Consider the following 18,266-nt stretch of genomic DNA (forward strand, 5'->3'; position numbering starts at 1 on the left):
ATGAACGCCGTCCTGAAGTCCGTTCGCGCCGCGACGTGGTGGATCACCTCCGTCATGGGTGATCACGACTACGAGCGTTTCGTCGAGCACCGGAACCGAGTCCATCCCGGGCACCCGGTGCCGTCCGAGCGCGAGTACTGGAAGGCACGTCATGCGGAGGCGGACGCGAATCCGGGCGCACGCTGCTGCTGAGATCATGACGGGGTGACGTCGCCGCGCTGGACCCTCGACACCTCCGAGCTGCCGTACTCCGCTCCGTACGACACGGGGTGGATGCGGTGGTTCCTGGCGGGTCACGCGGTTCCGGGCATGGAGACCTTCACGGACGGCGTCTACCGCCGGGCTCTGCGCCTCGATCACGGCCCCGCAGTCGTCACGTGCCGGTTCGTCCCGGGTGACGGCGGCGCGGGAGTCGTCCGGGTGGAGACGCGAGCCCGGGACGCGTCGGACGTCCCCACCGCGCTGTCCCGAGTGCGGCAGGTACTGGCCCTGGACGTCGACGCGGCTCCCGTCGACGCTGCGCTCGCGGCAGATCCTGCGCTCACCGCGTCGGTGGCCGCGGCCCCGGGGATCCGCGTTCCCGGGGCGTTCGATGCCGCGGAGGTGCTCCTTCGCACGATGATCGGTCAGCAGATCTCGCTCGGTGCCGCGGCCACGCACACCGCCCGGCTCGTCGCGGCCCTCGGGGATCCGGTGGGCGACGACGAGGGCGAAGCCGACCACGGCATCACTCGCCTGTTCCCCACTCCCGAGGCCGTGGCCACACGCGGCACCGAGATCCTCACCGGTCCGGCGCGGCGGGTCGCCGCGATCGCGTCGACGGCCGACGCTCTGGCATCGGGCGCCGTGGACGTGCGCCACGACGGCGACGCGGCCACCCAGGAGCGTGCACTGCTGGCGCTGCGCGGTGTCGGCCCGTGGACCGCCCGCTACGTGTCGATGCGGTTGCTGGGCGACCCCGACGTGCTGCTCGACACCGACCTGGTGGTCCGGCAGGGCGCGGCCCTCCTCGACATCGATCTGTCGGACACCGCCCACTGGTCACCGTGGCGGTCCTACGCCTCCATGCACCTGTGGCGTACTGCCCTTCTCGCCCGCGGGCTCACCATCGGGTAGTCCCTCCGTCGCCATGCGTGCGGAATCGGCTTCCCGGGTACAGTCACAGCGCGTTCGACTCTGCGTTCGCCGCATCATCGTCAGACGAGAGGACACACGTGAGCGAGAACGCGCCCACCACTTCCGCAGGCTCCGCGTCGGGCCGTGATCGCAGCGACCTGTTCGGCGCCGGTGGACTCTGGCTGGCCAAGTGGTCGGCCGTGCTCCTCGTCGTCTCGGCAGCGCTGTGGATCGCCGGCTGGCTGGTCGGCCAGCTGTGGGTGATCATGCTCCCGGTTCTGCTGGCACTGGTGGTCGCGACGGTGCTCTGGCCGCCCACCAGGCTGCTGCGCCGCATCGGCTTTCCGCCCGCGCTCGCCGCACTGACCACACTCCTCGGCTTCCTCGCGGTACTCGCCGGTGTGGTCGCGTTCATCGTCCCCTCCGTCATCAGCCAGGCTCCCGATCTCGCAGACAGCGCCACCCTCGGCGTCTCGCAGGTCCAGGAGTGGCTCGAGGGCCCGCCCATCAATCTGGACGACGAGCAGATCGACAGCGCCGTCGAAGCCATCGTCACGCAGCTGCAGGACAGCGGCACGGCGATCGCCTCGGGCGTCTTCGCCGGCGTCGCCACCGCCGGGTCGATCCTGGTCACGCTCGGTCTGGTGCTCGTCCTGAGCTTCTTCTTCATCAAGGACGGCCCGCGCTTCCTCCCCTGGCTGCACGGACTGGCCGGACGCAAGGCCGGTGGTCATCTCGCCGAGGTACTCCGACGAGTGTGGGACACCCTGGGTGGCTTCATCCGTACCCAGGCCATCGTCAGCGCGATCGACGCGATCTTCATCGGCATCGGCCTGGTGATCCTCGGCGTGCCGCTGACCCCGGTGCTGATGACGCTCACCTTCCTCGGTGGCTTCATCCCCATCGTGGGTGCCTTCGTCGCCGGTGCCCTCGCCGTCCTGGTCGCGCTGGTGGCCAACGGGTTCACCACCGCGGTCATCGTCCTGGCGATCATCCTGGCCGTGCAGCAGATCGAAGGCAATGTCCTGCAGCCGATCTTGCAGAGCAAGTCGATGAACCTGCATGCCGCGATCGTGCTGCTGGCCGTCACCGCCGGCGGTTCCATCTTCGGCATCATCGGGGCGTTCCTCGCGGTCCCGGTCGCTGCGGCCACCGCGGTGCTGCTGCGCTACATCAACGAGCAGATCGAACTTCGGTCCGACGAGGATCCCGGCGCGAACGACATCGCCGAACGCATCCACGACGATCTCGGCACACCCGGTGACGACGCGCCCGTCGTCGTCCACGACGAGAAGACCCGATACGCGCCGGCGCCCTCGGACCAGTCCGACGACGTGGCACCGACTCCGATCGACGTCGACACGCACGACGACGACGAGAAGAAGGACGACTGAGCGGTCACACTCCCGCGTGCACTCGTACCGTGGATCCGTGACGTTCGCGGATCACCTCGAGGCGTGAGGGGACCCGGTCACGGATCTCGTCGACGTGACTGACGATGCCCACCGTGCGCCCACCGGACCGGAGTTCGTCGAGGACTCCCATGACGGCGTCCAGTGATCCCGAGTCGAGGCTTCCGAACCCCTCGTCGATGAACATCGTGTCCAGGGTGATGCCGCCCGCCTCGGCCGCGACGACGTCGGCGAGACCCAACGCGAGCGCGAGCGACGCGCAGAACGCCTCGCCGCCCGACAGGGTGCCCGCCGACCGGACCACCCCGGTGTAGTCGTCGCGTACGTCGAGACCCAGCCCGCCGCGGGTGCCTCGGGGGCCCACGTCGTCGGAGTGCACGAACTCGAACCGGCCCTGCGACATCAACCGGAAGCGCACGGATGCCGCAGTGGCGACGTCCTCAAGCCTCGCGGCCAGCACGTAGGACCGCAGCGACATCCGGCGCGCGTTGGCGCCCTTGCCGGCCACCACCTCCGCCAGCTGCTCGAGTTCCGCGTGCTCGAGGTGGGCAGGTCCCAGACGGTCCGCAGCGGCCCACAGTTGGGCGACGAGGTCCTCGAGCATGCGTAGCCGACTGTCGGCGTCTCCGGCCGAGGCGATGGCCTCGTCCAGCAACCCCCGCAGTCGGATCTCCTCCGCATCGACGGCAGCGGTGTCGACGGTCTCCCCCACCATCGCCTCCGCCACGTCCGGCTCCGCGAGCACGGCCGCAGCCGCGGAGCGCTGCTTCTCGGCGTCGAGAACGGCGTTCTCCAGCACCGCGCACCGGGCCCTGTCACGGACCGCCGCCAGAGCGTCGGTGACCTCGGTGAATCCGTGCTCGCGCGCGCACTCCACCAGGTCGGTCTCGAGCCGCATCACCGCCTGATCGGCCGAGTCGGCGTCGCGGCGAGCGTCGCGCCACGCCACCGCGGCTGCGATGGCCGCGTCGAGTGCGGCACGCCGTTCCGCCACGGTGGACGTCGTCCCCACGGCGGCCGTGATGCGCGCGGTGGCCTCCGCGATCCGAGTCTCCAGCGCCTCCCTACGCCCGCGAGTGACGCCCAGTTCGGTCGTGATCGCATCGGCCCGCACCCGCAGACCTGCGGTCTCCTCGTCCAGCGCCGCCAGCGAGGTGTCGATCGCCGCGAGACGATCCGCGGCACGCCGCGCCTCCGCCAGTGCCGTCGTGGCCGCGTCCAGTTCGGCCGCGAGTTCCGCTGCGGTGCGATCCGCGCACCGGGTCGCGAGCTCGTCCACACGCTGTCGGCAGCGCTGCACCGCGGCGTCCGCCGTGGTGCGTTCCGCCTCGGCTGCACCGACCCGCTGTCCCGCGCGGTTCTCGTCGTCCCGGGACACCCGCCCCGCGGTCGGAGATGCGGGCGCCGGATGTTCCGTCGCGCCGCAGACTCCGCACGGGGCGCCGTCCTCGAGTCCCGCCGCGAGCTCCGCGGACATCCCCTCGAGACGGCGTTCCCGCAAGTCCAACCATTCCGTGCGCAGATCGTCGTAGCGGGTCCGGGCACGCTCGGCCGTCGTCACGGCCGCCGCGAGGCGCTCGGACTCGCGAGCCCACTCGACGTGTGCGCGTGCCGCGTCCTCGGCGCCGTGATGCCGCGCCTCCAGGCCGGCGAGACCCGCACGAGCCGCGACGGCTACTCGATGCTCGGCGTCCAGTGCCGCGCGCTCCTCGGGCACCGCGTCGAGACGTACCCGTACCGCCCGCAGGTCCGTCTCCAGACCGCGCACCCGGGCGACGGCGCGTTCCCGATCGGCCACCGCCGTCCTTCGATCGGACTCGTCGCCGGCGACACTGTCCAGCACCGCGCACTCGCCGCTCCACCGGTGCACCGCGGCATCGAGCACCTCCGCATCGGCAGGACGGGGCGGCCACGACAACGTCCCGACCAGCACGGCGGCCTCGGTCTCGGCAGCCGCCCGCTCCCGGCGCCGCATCGTCGCGGCGGCGGCGGTCGCGCGCTGACGGTGCTGGTCGAGGGTGACGGCGCGATCGCGCACCGGCAGCGCCCGCCGCGCACGGTCCAGCTCAGCGATCTGCTGCGCGCGCTCGGCGTCGCCGTCCGCCAGCACCGTGAGTCGCGCTGCTGCCGCGGCCCCCCGTTCGCGTGCCTCCCGGCGGCGGTGCGCGATCCGAGCGGTCTCACGAGACGCTGCGTGTTCGGCGCGCGCTGTCCGCAGATGCTCTGTGCGCCCACGGGCCAGCTCTCGGGCACCGCCCAGAAGATCGGTCCCCCACTCCACCACGTCGGTGCCCGTGAAGAGGTCCACGCCGGCGGCGGTGGCCACCTGGGCAGCCAGTCTGTCGACGGACTCCGATCGCCCGGCGAGACGCTCCGCGCTGGCGCGACGCTGATCCTGGAACCACGTCTCGATGTCGCGGAACCGATCGGTGTCGAACAACTGCTCGAGCAGCGCACCCCGTTCTTCGTTGCGCGCCCGCAGGAACCGCGCGAAGTCCCCCTGCGGCAGCAGGACGACCTGGAAGAACTGGTCCACCCGCATGCCGAGCAGGCGCTCGACCTCGAGCGCGATCTCGTCGATGCGCGTCAGGTTCTCGCCCCGGCCGTCGTGCCACGTCAGCGTCGCCTTGGCGTTCTGTTTCGTGGTTCCCACCCCGCGCCGCTTGGGGCGCAGGAACTCCGGCTGCCGGACGATGGTGAGGCGGCGGCCACCCAACGTCGCGTCGAGTTCGACGCGCGGAACCACACCCGGCGCAGCGTGATCCGACAACAGGCGTCGACTCTCTCGGCGCGAGCCGGGGAGAACGCCGTAGAGAGCGAAGGCGATGGCATCGAGAACGGACGTCTTTCCCGCTCCGGTGGGGCCGTGCAGGAGGAAGAGGCCGTCGGCCCCGAGATCGTCGAAGTCGACGTCGACCGTGCCGCCGAACGGCCCGAACGCGGTGACCGACAACGCATGCAGTCTCACGCCGAGCGCACCCACTCGTGCTCGACGGGCGATGCGGACGTCGAATCCCGCTGACCCGTGACGTTCTCGACCGCACGATCGAGCAGCTCGACCTCGGACGACGAGGGCGCGCTGCGCACGTCCGCGAGGAAGCTGCTGAGCACCTCACGGTCCGACCTACCCTGCACCTTCTCGCGGTAGCTCCCGGAATCGACACCGGCCGGGCGCTTCCACTCGAGGTGCACCGCGTGCGGGAAACGCTCCTGCAGACGGCGCATCGCGTCGACGGGCCGCACCGCATCGGTGAGCACAGCGGAGACGTAATGCTCTGTCGCGGAGTCGAACCGGTTCTCCGTGCAGAGCTCCTCGAGCGTTCCCTCCAGGACGGACAGGCCCCGCACCACCGGCAGATCGACGCGCGTGACGACGCGGCCACCCGAGCCGTCGATGTCGACGAGCCACGCAGCCTTGCGATGCGAACGCTCGCCGAACGAGTACGGCAGCGGCGATCCCGAGTACCGGATGTGGTCGTCGATGGTCTGCGGAGAGTGCAGGTGGCCCAGCGCGACGTAGTCGATACCGCCGAAGATCGAGGCCGGCACGGTCTCGACGCCACCGACGGAGATCGAACGCTCGGAACCCGTACCCTCGCCGCCGATCACGAAGGCATGGGCCAGCACCACCGAGCGGACCGACGAGTGCCGCGTCGCCAGATCGGCCGCGATGCGGCCCATCGCCGCCTGCAGCACCGCGGCGTGCGAACGAGCGCCGGGTACCCCGAGCTCGGCGCGGGTGGCGTCCGGCTCGAGGTACGGAATGCCGTAGAACGCCACGTCACCGTGCTCGTCCGCCAGCACGACCGGTCGGTCGACGGCGTCGACGGTGGTGAACAGATGCAGACCGCCGGCAGCGGAGAACGCCGACCCGGCACCGAGCCGGGCGGGCGAGTCGTGATTGCCCGACGTGGCGACGATGACGGCCCCCGCGTCGCGGATGGCCTCGAATGCCTTGTTGCACAGCCGGACCGCGTCCGCATTGGGCACCGCACGGTCGTAGATGTCCCCGGGGACCACGACGACGTCCACACTCTGTTCTCGGACGACGGTGGCGAGAGCCTCCAGAGCACGACGCTGATCGGCCAGCAGGTCGACACCGTGGAAGGTGCGCCCGATGTGCCAGTCCGAGGTGTGCAGGATTCTCATGTCGCCGACGCTAACGGAGACCTACGACAAAGACGCTCGGGCCGAAGGTGTGTCGGTACCCCGGTTCATAGTGAGCCTCATGACCGCCCTCACTGCCGTGACCACTCTCGTCACCCTTCTCGTCGGCCTGGGGTTGGGCTGGTGGTTGCGGGCCGCACGCGGCGACGTCGAACTCGCCCGTGCGGGTGAGCGGCTCGCGGTCTCCGCGGACAACGAGGAGACGCTGCGGCGGTCGTTGTCGCTGCTCAACGAGGACTCCGCGCGGCGCCACTCCGGCGCCATCGGTCAACAGGTCTCCCACCTGGTCGACCCGCTGCGGGAGGCGGTCGACGCACTCGAGGAACACGTACGGCTCGTCGAGCGCGACCGTGTTCACGCATACGCGGGACTGACCGAGCAGGTCGCCGGGATGCACCGCGCCTCGCGGCAGTTGGCGTCGCAGACGGACCAGCTCGTCACCGCGCTGCGGGCGCCACAGATTCGTGGCCGGTGGGGCGAGATCCAGCTCGAGCGGGTCGTGGAGCTGGCCGGCATGACGCGCCACTGCGACTTCGACACCCAGGTCGCCGCACCCGGCGTGCGCCCCGATCTGGTGGTCAAGCTCGCCGGTGGCAAGCGCATCGTCGTCGACGCCAAGGTTCCGCTGGTCGCCTTCCTCGACGCGAGCGCCGAGCAGGATCCCGAGACCATCGATCGGCATCTCGAACGCCACGCCAAACACCTGCGCACACACGTCGACCAGCTCGCCGACAAGAAGTACTGGCACGCGTTCGACCCGTCGCCGGAATTCGTCGTCCTCTTCGTTCCGGGCGACCCGTTCCTCGATGCCGCGCTGACGCGCGACCGCGGCCTGCTCGAACACGCCTTCTCCCGCAACGTGGTGCTCGCCACCCCGACCACTCTCATCGCCCTGCTGCGGACCGTCGCCTACACGTGGAAACAGGACGCACTGGCCGAGGACGCCGCTCGCGTGCGTGTGCTGGGCCGTGAGCTGTACGAGCGCCTCGGCACGGTCGGAGCCCACGTGGATCGCTTGGGATCACAGCTGGGCAAGGCCGTGGACTCGTTCAACGCGGCGGCGGGATCGTTGGACGCTCGCGTCTTCGTCACAGCACGCAAGCTGCACGAGATGTCCCTCTTCGACGGCGAACCGCCGCAGGTCACGAGTGTGGACCAGCGGCCACGAACCATGACCGCGACTGCGATGGAGGGCACCTCGTCTACGTGTCGCGGGCATGCCGACGACGCAAGTCGTTGAATCAACGCTAACCTCGCTGTGTGTCTTCCCCCCAACGCGCACGCTCGGGAGTGCCTCTCGACCAGCGCTCCGCTGTGCCGTCGGTACCCGGAATCCCCGCATGGGGCGCCGTCGCGGTGGCAGTGGGCGCAGCCGTCCTGGGCTTTCTCGTCGATGCCATGCGTGGCGACGAGCTGGGATCGACGTTCGCCGTCCTGTACGTGCTCGGTGCACTCATCGCCGTGGTCGCGGTCCGCCATCGTGGACTCTTCACCGCCATGGTGCAGCCGCCGCTCATCATGTTCCTCGGCGTCCCCATCGCATACCAGATCCTCACCGACGGAGCGGGCACCTCGATCAAGGACATCGTCCTGACCGTCGCCGTGCCGCTCGTCGATCGCTTCCCGCTCATGGCGCTGACCACGCTGTTGGTCCTCGGCGTCGGTGGCGCCCGGCTTGCGCTCGATCGTCGCCCCACTCCGGTCCGGAAGCCGGCGCGCACAGCGCGACCGGCCGCGGCAGCGCGTGACGCCGCACCCCGACGGTCGCGCTCCGAACGTCCCGCCACTCGCGAGACGGCGGGACGGGCGGAGGAACGCCGCAGGACCCGCCAGGAACCGCGGACGGACGCACCCGACGCTCGACACGACCGCACCCGGCGTGCACGGCCCGCCGCACCGCAACCGCGCGAGGAGTCACGCGCTGCTCGGCCCGCCCCGCGCGCCTACGAGGGCCAGGTCACGGCTTCCGACAACGGTCGCCCACGGGAAGCTCGCCCCCGGTACGAACCCACGCCGCCGTACGAACCCCGGCGAACCGGTGCGGAGAATCTGTCGCCTTACCCCGCACCACGGGTGCGCTACCGCGACCGGGACTGATCTCCCGGCCGCGGTCGGCTCAGACCCGGCTGGTGGTCCGCAGCTCGCGAGGAAGCGCGAAGACCAGCGTCTCGTTGGCCGTCGTCACCGACTTCACGTCGCCGAAGCCATGTGTCTCGAGCAGGTCCAGCACTCCACGCACCAGCACCTCCGGCACGGATGCGCCGGACGTGATGCCCACCGTGCGGACGCCCTCGAGCCAGGCGAGATCGATGTCCTTGGCGTAGTCGACCAGGTAGCTCGCGCGCGCGCCCGCGGCGAGCGCGACCTCGACCAGACGGACGGAGTTCGACGAGTTCGTCGACCCCACCACGATCACCAGGTCGCATTCGGGCGCCATCGCCTTGACGGCGACCTGACGGTTCTGGGTGGCGTAGCAGATGTCGTCGCTGGGCGGATCCTGCAGGTTGGGGAACTTCTCCCGCAGTCGCGCGACAGTCGTCATGGTCTCGTCGACACTCAACGTGGTCTGCGACAACCAGATGACGCGGTTCTCGTCCCGGACGGTGACGGCGTCGACGGAATCCGGCCCGTCCACGACCTGCACGTGGTCCGGGGCCTCGCCCGCGGTGCCCTCGACCTCCTCGTGACCCTCGTGGCCGATGAGCAGGATGTCGAAGTCGTCGCGAGCGAACCGCTTGGCCTCCTGGTGCACCTTCGTCACCAGTGGGCACGTCGCGTCGATGGTGCGCAGGTTCTTGGCGGCCGCGGACTCGTGGACCGCCGGTGATACACCGTGCGCGGAGAACACGAGCAGTGCGCCGTCCGGCACCTCGTCGGTCTCGTCCACGAAGATGACGCCCTGATCGGACAGCGTCTCCACCACGTGGCGGTTGTGCACGATCTCCTTGCGCACGTAGATCGGGGCGCCGTGCTTCTCGAGCGCCTTCTCGACCGTCTCCACCGCTCGATCCACACCGGCGCAGTACCCGCGCGGCTCGGCGAGCAGAACGCGCAGCGGGCCGTCGTAGACCTCACCTGTGACCGCCGGCCGGGCGATACCCAGCTCGAGCGGGATGGCGGAGGAGGTGGTGGAGGACGAGGACACCGGAAGAGCCGAAGACATACCACGAGGATACGGGTAGTCGGGTGGGCGTCGCTTCCCGCGCACGTCGACTGGGAAAAATGCGCGACGTGGGGCACTCTGTGAGACATGATCCGTCCACCCTTCGCCGCCCGCGTCGCGCTCGGAATCGCCGTGACCGTCGTCGAGGAGGCTCGGCGTCTCCCCACCACCGCCATCTCCCTGCCGATGACCGCCGTGAGCGAGGTCCTCCAGACCGCGATGCGTCTGCAACAGACCGTCACCGAGCTGGCCATCAAGGGCGACCAGGTGTTCTCCCTGATCGGCTCACGCCCGGTCGAGACCGCGGAGTGGGCGACCTTCGACGACGACGCGGACGTCGCACCCGCGCGGTACACGCAGGTGCCGCTGTCCACCGAGCCCGAGCCGGTCGGTGACCCGGCCGGAGAGATCGACGTGCCGGAGCCCGGTGCGCCCGCAGGGCGGTTCGCCCTGTACTCGACCCCGCCGTCGGAGATCGAGACGACCGAACCCGTTCCGGCCCCGGCTCTCGCGACCGCGCCGACCGCGACTCCCGAGATCGTGGAGTACCTCGACTACGACGCCCTGACGCTGGCTCAGTTGCGTGCCCGTCTGCGGTCGCTGTCGGTCGAGGACCTCACGTCACTTCTCGAGTACGAGACGTCGGCCTCGGACCGCGCGCCGTACCGGACCATGCTCGAGAACCGCATCACCACCGCCCGAGCGAAGTGATTCTCGGACCACGATGACCACGGCCGCCACCAGCACCGCCGAGAACCCGCTCCCCGTCCGCACGGTCGCGACGAAGGTCGCCGGGTGGATCGATCGCCTCGGCAGCGTGTGGGTCGAGGGCCAGATCACGCAGATCTCGGTGCGTGCAGGAACGCGCACGGCGTTCCTGACGCTCCGCGACCCGTCCGCCGACATGTCGCTGTCGGTGACGTGCTCACCGATGCTCATCCAGAACTCTCCCGTGCCGTTGACCGAGGGCGCTCGCGTCATCCTCTACGGCAAGCTCAGTTTCTTCACCGGTCGCGGCACACTGTCGTTGCGCGCCACGGAGATTCGAGCGGTGGGAGTCGGCGAGCTGCTCGCCCGCATCGAGCGCCTGCGCGGTCTTCTCGCGGCCGAGGGACTCTTCGATCCGCGACTCAAGCGGCCGCTCCCCTTCCTGCCCCGCGTCGTCGGGCTCGTCACCGCACGCGCCAGTGCTGCCGAACGCGACGTGCTCAGCGTCGCGGAACGGCGGTGGCCGGCGGTGCGCTTCGAGGTACGCAACACTCCCGTGCAGGGCCCGTCGGCGGTGCCCGGCATCCTGCGCGCGCTGGCCGAGCTGGACGAGGACCCCACGGTCGACGTGGTGATACTCGCCCGTGGCGGCGGCAGTGTCGAGGATCTGCTGCCGTTCTCCGACGAGGCGCTCTGCCGCGCGATCTCCCGTGCGACGACGCCCATAGTGAGCGCCATCGGACACGAACCGGACAGTCCGCTCAGCGATCACGTGGCGGACCTTCGTGCGGCCACCCCCACCGATGCCGCCAAGCTCGTCGTGCCCGACGCCGTGGCCGAACGGGAACTGGTCGCCGAGCTGCGGAGCCGCAGCGCCGCAGCGCTCCGCAGTTGGGTGCAGCGCGAGGCGCGCGCACTGGACGCCCTGCGGCACCGGCCCGTGCTGGCCGATCCCCTCTCCGCGGTCGCCCGCCGCGAGGAGGAGATCGCCGAGATGCGCCGCGTCGTCCGCCGCGACGTGGAGCGCGCGGTGTCGCGAGAGGCGACGACGGTGGAGCACATGCGCGCGCGTCTGACCACGCTCGGACCGGCGGCGACTCTGGCGAGGGGCTACTCGGTGGTGCAGCGCACGGTCCCCGGATCCGACCCCGAGGTGCTCCGGTCGGTCGACGACGCCGCGCCGGGTACGCAGCTCCGGGTCCGCGTCGCGGACGGCGTGGTCACGGCCGTCACGATGGGTCGCAGTTCCGCCACCTGACTCGTCCGCTGTCGGACTCTCGAGGCAGCATGGGGACTCATGAACGAGACACCGATCGCCGAGCTGGGCTACGAGGACGCGCGCGACGAGTTGGTCGACGTGGTCAAGCTGCTCGAGCAGGGCGGCCTGGATCTCGATGCCTCACTGGCGCTGTGGGAGCGCGGCGAAGCACTGGCGACGCACTGCGAGCAGCACCTGGCCGGCGCGCGCACGCGCATCGAGAAGGCGCTGGCCCGCGACGAGGAGTGAGCGAGCGCGTCAGCGCTTGTCGAGTACCGGAGCCGTCGCCGTGGCGGATGCCAGCGCGACGAACTCCTCCTGCGACCCGGAACCGGTGAGCATCGCGCGGGTGTCGCCGAGATCGGCCACCCAGTACGGTTCCGTGTCGTCGTTGCCGTAGACCACCCAGTTCAGCCCGGCGATGGCCTCCGCGCCGCCGGCGGACACCCGTGATCCCTCGGTCTTCGAGCGGACCAGCTCGTCCTCGGAGGCGTCGCTCTGGGTGAGCGAGAGGAAATTGCCGTTCTCGGTGACGAAGCCGACGGTGCTGGACTGGAACTCCGAGCCCGAGACCGGGCCACGGTTCGCCGAGTTCGGGATCCATTGATCGGGCACGTCGGGACTGCGCACCGGGAAGGTCAGCGCATTCGCGTCCGCCTGCAGGGACGCCCCCAGATCGATGCGAGGAACCTCACCCGCCTCGGGGCCGCCCACACGCAACGAACACTGACCGGCGATGGCCGCGATCACCAGGCATGCGAGAAGAAGCGGGATCAGGGACCAGGCCATGTCCTTGTTGTTCTGCAGGTACCTGGGTTTCTTGTCGGCCACCTCTCCAGTATCGCACCGAGCGCGCGGGGGCTCGCCATCCGCGCAGCTCCGCGCTTCCCCCGGCAGGCCGGGGCCGTGCGACTAGTGCGACAATCACGCCGAGTCTTTTTCGCCCGAGTCGATGTTCATTCCGTGCGGACGACGCCCGTCAGTCGGGCTGCGAACCGCGCCATGTGCAAGGAGGCACAGCCCCATGACGGCCAACACCGACGTTCCCACGCAGATGGCGCCGGATCGAAACCTCGCGCTCGAACTCGTCCGCGTCACCGAGGCCGGGGCGCTCGCGTCCGGGCGTTGGGTCGGCCGCGGCGACAAGGAGGGTGGCGACGGCGCTGCCGTGGACGCCATGCGCCAGCTGGTGAGCTCGGTGTCGATGCGCGGCGTCGTGGTCATCGGAGAGGGCGAGAAGGACGAGGCGCCCATGCTCTACAACGGCGAGCAGGTGGGCAACGGCAACGGTCCCGAGGTCGACTTCGCCGTCGATCCCGTCGACGGCACGACGCTGATGGCCAAGGGCATGCCCAACGCGATCTCCGTGCTCGCGGTGGCCGAGCGCGGTGCGATGTTCGATCCGTCGGCCGTGTTCTACATGGAGAAGATCGCCGTCGGCCCCGACTACGCCGATGCCATCGACATCACCGCTCCGGTCGCCGAGAACATCGCCCGAATCGCGAAGATCAAGAAGGGGTCGTCCTCGGACGTCACCGTGTGTGTGCTCGACCGTCCCCGCCACACCGAGCTGATGCAGCAGATCCGCGACACCGGTGCCCGCATCCGGTTGATCTCGGACGGTGACGTCGCCGGCGCCATCGCGGCCGCCCGCCCCGATTCGGGCACCGACATCCTGATCGGCACCGGCGGCACGCCCGAGGGCATCATCGCCGCGGCGGCCATGCGCTGCATGGGGGGAGCACTGCAGGGCCGGCTCGCCCCGACGGACGACGACGAGCGCCAGAAGGCCGTCGACGCAGGCCACGATCTCGATCGCATCCTGAACACCAATGATCTGGTCGCCGGGGAGAACGTCTTCTTCACCGCGACCGGCGTCACCGACGGCGATCTGCTGCGCGGAGTGCGCTACTCCGGCGGCGGTGCCCACACGCAGTCCATCGTCATGCGCTCCAAGTCGGGCACCGTGCGGATGATCGACGCGTACCACCAGCTGAACAAACTGCGGGAGTATTCGTCCGTGGACTTCGACGGTGACACCTCCGGCGCCGTCCCGTCCTTCTGACGCGCACTCCGACTTCCCGACCCATCTACCGAGGCACGAGGTACATGACAGACAACGATCAGCAGTTCCGCATCGAGCACGACACCATGGGAGAGGTTCGCGTACCCGTCGACGCGCTGTGGCGTGCGCAGACACAGCGCGCCGTCGAGAACTTCCCCATCTCGGGCCGCCCCCTCGAGCGCACCCAGATCCGCGCGATGGGGCTGCTCAAGGCCGCATGTGCACAGGTCAACAAGGACCTGGGTCTGCTCGATGCGGACAAGGCCGACGCCATCATCGCGGCGGCCGGCGAGATCGCGGACGGCAAGCACGACGATCAGTTCCCCATCGACGTGTTCCAGACCGGCTCGGGCACCAGCTCCAACATGAACGCGAACGAGGTCATCGCGAGCATCGCGAAGAACGCGGGCGTCGAGGTGCACCCCAACGACCACGTCAACATGTCGCAGTCGTCCAACGACACGTTCCCCACCGCGACGCACGTCGCCGCGACCGAGGCCGCGGTCACCAGCCTGATCCCGGCCCTCGAGTACCTGCACACCGCTCTGGCGGCCAAGGCGACCGAGTGGAAGACCGTCGTGAAGTCGGGCCGCACCCACCTCATGGACGCGGTGCCCGTCACGCTCGGCCAGGAGTTCGGCGGCTACGCACGTCAGATCGAGGCCGGCATCGAGCGCGTGCAGTCCACGCTCCCCCGCCTCGGCGAACTCCCCATCGGCGGCACCGCCGTCGGCACGGGTCTCAACGCCCCCGACGGCTTCGGCCCGAAGGTCGTGACCGAGCTGGTGAAGTCGACCGGTGTCGACGCCCTCACCGCGGCGAAGAACTCGTTCGAGGCCCAGGCGGCTCGTGACGGTCTGGTCGAGGCGTCGGGCGCGCTGCGCACCATCGCCGTCTCGTTGACCAAGATCGCCAACGACATCCGCTGGATGGGGTCGGGTCCGCTCACCGGTCTCGGCGAGATCCGGCTCCCCGACCTGCAGCCCGGCAGCTCGATCATGCCCGGCAAGGTCAACCCGGTTCTCCCCGAGGCGGCCACCCAGGTGGCGGCGCAGATCGTCGGCAACGACGCGGCGATCGCCTGGGGCGGCGCAGCCGGAGCCTTCGAGCTCAACGTCTACATCCCCATGATGGCGCGCAACCTGCTCGAGTCGTTCACGTTGCTCGCCAACGTCTCCCGCCTGTTCGCCGACAAGTGTGTCGACGGCCTCGTCGCCAACGAGGAGCACCTCAAGCAGCTCGCCGAGTCCTCGCCGTCCATCGTGACACCTCTCAACAGTGCGATCGGCTACGAGGAAGCTGCGGCCGTCGCCAAGCAGGCCTTGAAGGACAAGAAGACCATTCGCGAGGTCGTCCTCGAGCGTGGACTCGTCCCCGAGAAGTTGTCGGAAGAAGAACTCGACAAGCGCCTCGACGTCCTGGCGATGGCCAAGGTCCAGGACTGACCCAGCACTCCCCGCCCCGCATCACGGCGAAACGCTGTGGTGCGGGGCGATCAGGAGGAGTGTGATGTGTCATGACACGAACTGCAGTGGCACTCCTCGGCGGCGCCGCCGCGATCGGCGCGGCGCTGGCCGCCCCCGCACTGGCGTCCGCCGGACCCGTTCCCGACGGCGTCTACGTCGGCACCACGCCCGAAGGCGCTCCCGTCCCGCTGTGGGACGGCAAGACCATCACCGGCGACACGACGGTCAACCGACTTCTCGGCGTGAACGCGATCCCGGGCGACGTCTACCGCGCCCCGAGCATCGCGACCGGGGCCGACGTGGTCCACGTCGACTACTCGCGCCTGTCCCCCGCCTTCGGAGCCGTCTTCCACGACGAGATGACACGCGACGCCGTGAACCCGAACCGTTGGAACGGCACCGTGTACTTCGTCGGTGCCGGTCAGCCGGTGGTGGTGGGCGGGTTCGCGATCACGCGCTGATCAGGACGCGGCAGTGGCGAGTGCGCTCTCGAGCTCTGCGCGGGCCGCGAGGCCGTCCTCGCCGAGGCCGTCGAGGGTGAACACGTTCCACGCCTCGAGCAGGGGCTTGATCACCTCTTCGGTCTCGATGGTGCGGTCGTAGAGCCCGATGCCGGCGAGCAGTTCGGCGCTGCCGCCGCGGCCGGGGAGATCGACGGTGGGGACCGAGAAGGACGCGACGGTGTCGGCGATGGCGCGGACGGCGCCGTCGGCATCGACGCGGATCGCGGCGGAGACCAGGTCGGTGAAGAGCGTGGTCTGCAGCTCGTCGTCCTCGGCGATGCGGTCGAGGATGCTCGACAGGAGCGCGTCCTGCGACGACGCGGAGGCGCGACGGTGGCGCACGGCCGCTGCGCGCTCGTCGAGGGCGAACTTGGCGAGGATGTGCAGCACGTGCAGAGACGGTGCGGAGTAGCCGGTGGTCATGTGCTCGATGCGCACACGCTCGAGATCCACCGGGTCGACCGCGCGAGTCGTCATGAGGTAGTTGCGCAGCACGATGGCGTGCCGGTTCTCCTCCGCGGTCCACCGGCCGATCAGCTTCCACCAGACGTCGCTGCTCCGGAGAGCGAACGCCAGGTCGCGGTGGTACTCGGGCAGGTTGTCGGCGACCAGCACGCTGACGGTGGCACCGACGACCTCGGCGTCACCGAGCGTCACCTGCTCCGGAGACCAGTCCTCGCCGCCGAGGAACGCGAAGTTGCGACCCGAGTCCCACGGAACGTAGTCGTGGGGCTGCCAGTCCCGAGCAGCGTCGATGTGCTTCTGCAGCAGGTGCGCGGCATCGGCTTCGAGCTCGCTCAACAGGTCCTGGTCACTCTTCGGCATCACAGCAGCATAACGGCCGTAGGTGTCCACTCCGAACCTTCGGACCGCGCGACGCGGATTCCGGTGATCTCCCTGACAAAGAGGTCGGTGATAGTTCGGCGTCACACCGCGCCGGGCGGTCCGTGCCGCCCGGCGCGAACGGTGACTCAGGCCGGCCCGAACTCCTCGAGCATCTCGGTGACCAGTGCGGCGATGGGCGAGCGCTCCGAACGGGTCAGCGTGATGTGGGCGAAGAGAGGGTGCCCCTTCAACTTCTCGATCACGGCGGCGACACCGTCGTGGCGTCCGACCCGCAGGTTGTCGCGCTGTGCCACGTCGTGCGTGAGCACCACGCGTGATCCCGTGCCGAGCCGCGAGAGCACCGTCAGCAGGACGTTGCGTTCCAGCGACTGCGCCTCGTCGACGATGACGAACGAGTCGTGCAGCGACCGTCCGCGGATGTGCGTGAGCGGCAGCACCTCGAGCATGCCGCGTGCGGTGACCTCCTCGATGACCTCCGGACTCGCGAGACCGTCGAGCGTGTCGAACACCGCTTGCGCCCACGGGCCCATCTTGTCGCTCTCGCTGCCGGGGAGGTAGCCGAGCTCCTGGCCGCCGACCGCGTACAGCGGCCGGAACACGACGACCTTGCGATGGGTCCGTCGTTCGAGCACCGCGTCGAGGCCCGCGGTGAGCGCGAGCGCGGACTTGCCGGTGCCGGCCTTCCCGCCGAGCGAGACGATGCCGATGCTCTCGTCGAGCAGCAGATCCAGGGCGACGCGCTGCTCGGCGGACCGGCCGTGCAGGCCGAACGCCTCACGCTCGCCGCGCACCAGCTGCACCTGCTTGTTCGCCGTCACCCGACCCAACGCGCTGGACGTGCCGCCGAGCAGTCGAACACCGGTGTGGCACGGCAACTCTCGCGCTTCGTCGATGTCGGCGAATCCCTCGGCGAACAGGCCGTCGATGGTCGCGCGCGACGCCTCGATCTCGGCCATGCCCGTCCATCCCGACGGGACGACGTCGTGAGCGTGGTACTCGTCGGCCGGCAGACCCACCGCACCGGCCTTGACGCGCAGCGGGATGTCCTTGCTGACCAGCACCACGTCCTTGCCCTCGGCGGCGAGGTTCAGTGCGCACGCGAGGATCCGCGAGTCGTTGGAGTCGGTCCGGAAGCCGACGGGAAGAACAGCGGGGTCGGTGTGATTGAGCTCGACCTGCAGGGTGCCGTTCTCGGTGCCGATGGGCACGGGCTGATCGAGGCGCCCGTGGCGGATCCGCAGGTCGTCGAGCATCCGCAACGACTCGCGCGCGAACCACCCCAGTTCGTGATGATGCCGCTTGCCCTCGAGCTCGCTGATGACGACGAGTGGAAGGACGATCGCGTGCTCGGCGAACCGAGTCACGGCCCAGGGGTCCGAGAGCAGAACCGAGGTGTCCAGCACGTAGGTGCGGACGGAAGAACCGGAGCGAGCTGCAGTCACGTGGGGCTCCTAAGGACGCGCGGTCACCGCGCATCCGTCGATCGCTGGACCGGTCGATCCCGACACCGCAGGGACCGGGGCCGGCCCCTCCCGACCGAATGACTCAGTCATGTGTGAGGA

The 18,266-nt window shown here is 69.8% G+C and carries 17 protein-coding genes; 11 read left to right on the plus strand and 6 right to left on the minus strand.

Features of this window, described 5'->3' with window-relative positions; all coding sequences use genetic code 11:
• The 3 genes from BR07_RS0101400 to BR07_RS22800 all read left to right on the plus strand — a co-directional run bounded on the left by BR07_RS0101400 (window position 1) and on the right by BR07_RS22800 (window position 2,510).
• The gene (locus BR07_RS0101400; protein WP_051612930.1) at window positions 1–192 is read left to right on the plus strand and encodes a YbdD/YjiX family protein; all 192 of its coding nucleotides are present in this window, start codon (window positions 1–3) and stop codon (window positions 190–192) included.
• Window positions 193–204: 12 nt separating this feature from the next.
• Window positions 205–1,116 (plus strand): DNA-3-methyladenine glycosylase family protein, encoded by a 912-nt coding sequence (locus BR07_RS22795; protein WP_051612931.1) that lies wholly within the window; start codon window positions 205–207, stop codon window positions 1,114–1,116.
• A gap of 98 nt (window positions 1,117–1,214) precedes the next feature.
• Entirely contained in the window at window positions 1,215–2,510 is a 1,296-nt protein-coding gene (locus tag BR07_RS22800) for an AI-2E family transporter (RefSeq protein WP_081821028.1), read from the plus strand.
• A 4-nt stretch (window positions 2,511–2,514) separates the two neighbouring features.
• Here the strand turns inward: BR07_RS22800 and BR07_RS0101415 are convergent, their stop codons facing one another.
• On the minus strand, window positions 2,515–5,496 hold the full coding sequence (locus BR07_RS0101415; RefSeq protein WP_027503917.1) for an AAA family ATPase: 2,982 nt from the start codon (window positions 5,494–5,496) through the stop codon (window positions 2,515–2,517).
• A complete protein-coding gene (locus BR07_RS22805; protein ID WP_051612932.1) occupies window positions 5,493–6,677 on the minus strand; it encodes an exonuclease SbcCD subunit D in 1,185 nt (394 codons plus the stop codon). The genes BR07_RS0101415 and BR07_RS22805 overlap by 4 nt, the downstream gene beginning before the upstream one ends.
• Before the next feature lie 79 nt (window positions 6,678–6,756).
• Here BR07_RS22805 and BR07_RS0101425 point away from each other — a divergent pair, with 79 nt between their 5' ends.
• Both BR07_RS0101425 and BR07_RS22810 read left to right on the plus strand, forming a co-directional pair.
• Window positions 6,757–7,935 (plus strand): DNA recombination protein RmuC, encoded by a 1,179-nt coding sequence (locus BR07_RS0101425; protein WP_027503918.1) that lies wholly within the window; start codon window positions 6,757–6,759, stop codon window positions 7,933–7,935.
• Window positions 7,936–7,955: 20 nt separating this feature from the next.
• Window positions 7,956–8,792: a DUF6542 domain-containing protein gene (locus tag BR07_RS22810; RefSeq protein ID WP_037183874.1), complete on the plus strand. Its 837-nt coding sequence runs from the start codon at window positions 7,956–7,958 to the stop codon at window positions 8,790–8,792.
• A gap of 19 nt (window positions 8,793–8,811) precedes the next feature.
• Here the strand turns inward: BR07_RS22810 and BR07_RS0101435 are convergent, their stop codons facing one another.
• Entirely contained in the window at window positions 8,812–9,858 is a 1,047-nt protein-coding gene (locus BR07_RS0101435; protein ID WP_051612934.1) for a 4-hydroxy-3-methylbut-2-enyl diphosphate reductase, read from the minus strand.
• 87 nt (window positions 9,859–9,945) lie between these two features.
• Here BR07_RS0101435 and BR07_RS0101440 point away from each other — a divergent pair, with 87 nt between their 5' ends.
• From BR07_RS0101440 to BR07_RS0101450, 3 genes are read left to right on the plus strand one after another with little or no spacing between them, the layout of a single operon-like run.
• A complete protein-coding gene (locus tag BR07_RS0101440) occupies window positions 9,946–10,569 on the plus strand; it encodes a lipid droplet-associated protein (RefSeq protein WP_027503920.1) in 624 nt (207 codons plus the stop codon).
• Between the two features lie 13 nt (window positions 10,570–10,582).
• Window positions 10,583–11,824 (plus strand): exodeoxyribonuclease VII large subunit, encoded by a 1,242-nt coding sequence (gene xseA, locus BR07_RS0101445; protein ID WP_027503921.1) that lies wholly within the window; start codon window positions 10,583–10,585, stop codon window positions 11,822–11,824.
• Window positions 11,825–11,863: 39 nt separating this feature from the next.
• Window positions 11,864–12,073, plus strand: a complete 210-nt coding sequence (locus tag BR07_RS0101450; RefSeq protein WP_027503922.1) for an exodeoxyribonuclease VII small subunit — start codon at window positions 11,864–11,866, stop codon at window positions 12,071–12,073.
• Between the two features lie 9 nt (window positions 12,074–12,082).
• Here BR07_RS0101450 and BR07_RS0101455 read toward each other — a convergent pair whose 3' ends face one another.
• Complete coding sequence (locus BR07_RS0101455; protein WP_027503923.1) at window positions 12,083–12,655, minus strand: DUF4245 domain-containing protein; 573 nt, start codon at window positions 12,653–12,655, stop codon at window positions 12,083–12,085.
• A gap of 193 nt (window positions 12,656–12,848) precedes the next feature.
• Between BR07_RS0101455 and glpX the strand changes: the two genes are divergently transcribed.
• The 3 genes from glpX to BR07_RS0101470 all read left to right on the plus strand — a co-directional run bounded on the left by glpX (window position 12,849) and on the right by BR07_RS0101470 (window position 15,816).
• The gene (gene glpX / locus BR07_RS0101460) at window positions 12,849–13,889 is read left to right on the plus strand and encodes a class II fructose-bisphosphatase (protein ID WP_027503924.1); all 1,041 of its coding nucleotides are present in this window, start codon (window positions 12,849–12,851) and stop codon (window positions 13,887–13,889) included.
• Window positions 13,890–13,933: 44 nt separating this feature from the next.
• On the plus strand, window positions 13,934–15,334 hold the full coding sequence (locus BR07_RS0101465; protein ID WP_027503925.1) for a class II fumarate hydratase: 1,401 nt from the start codon (window positions 13,934–13,936) through the stop codon (window positions 15,332–15,334).
• 71 nt (window positions 15,335–15,405) lie between these two features.
• Complete coding sequence (locus BR07_RS0101470; protein ID WP_155956898.1) at window positions 15,406–15,816, plus strand: hypothetical protein; 411 nt, start codon at window positions 15,406–15,408, stop codon at window positions 15,814–15,816.
• On the opposite strand, the gene BR07_RS0101475 is transcribed toward BR07_RS0101470, so the two are convergent.
• Both BR07_RS0101475 and BR07_RS0101480 read right to left on the minus strand, forming a co-directional pair.
• The gene (locus tag BR07_RS0101475) at window positions 15,817–16,683 is read right to left on the minus strand and encodes an acyl-ACP desaturase (RefSeq protein WP_027503927.1); all 867 of its coding nucleotides are present in this window, start codon (window positions 16,681–16,683) and stop codon (window positions 15,817–15,819) included. It lies immediately after the preceding gene.
• 146 nt (window positions 16,684–16,829) lie between these two features.
• Window positions 16,830–18,146 (minus strand): PhoH family protein, encoded by a 1,317-nt coding sequence (locus tag BR07_RS0101480; protein ID WP_027503928.1) that lies wholly within the window; start codon window positions 18,144–18,146, stop codon window positions 16,830–16,832.
• Between the last annotated feature and the right edge of the window lie 120 nt (window positions 18,147–18,266).

Origin of the sequence: Rhodococcus sp. UNC23MFCrub1.1, assembly GCF_000686025.1 — a bacterium.
Lineage (GTDB): Bacteria > Actinomycetota > Actinomycetes > Mycobacteriales > Mycobacteriaceae > Rhodococcoides.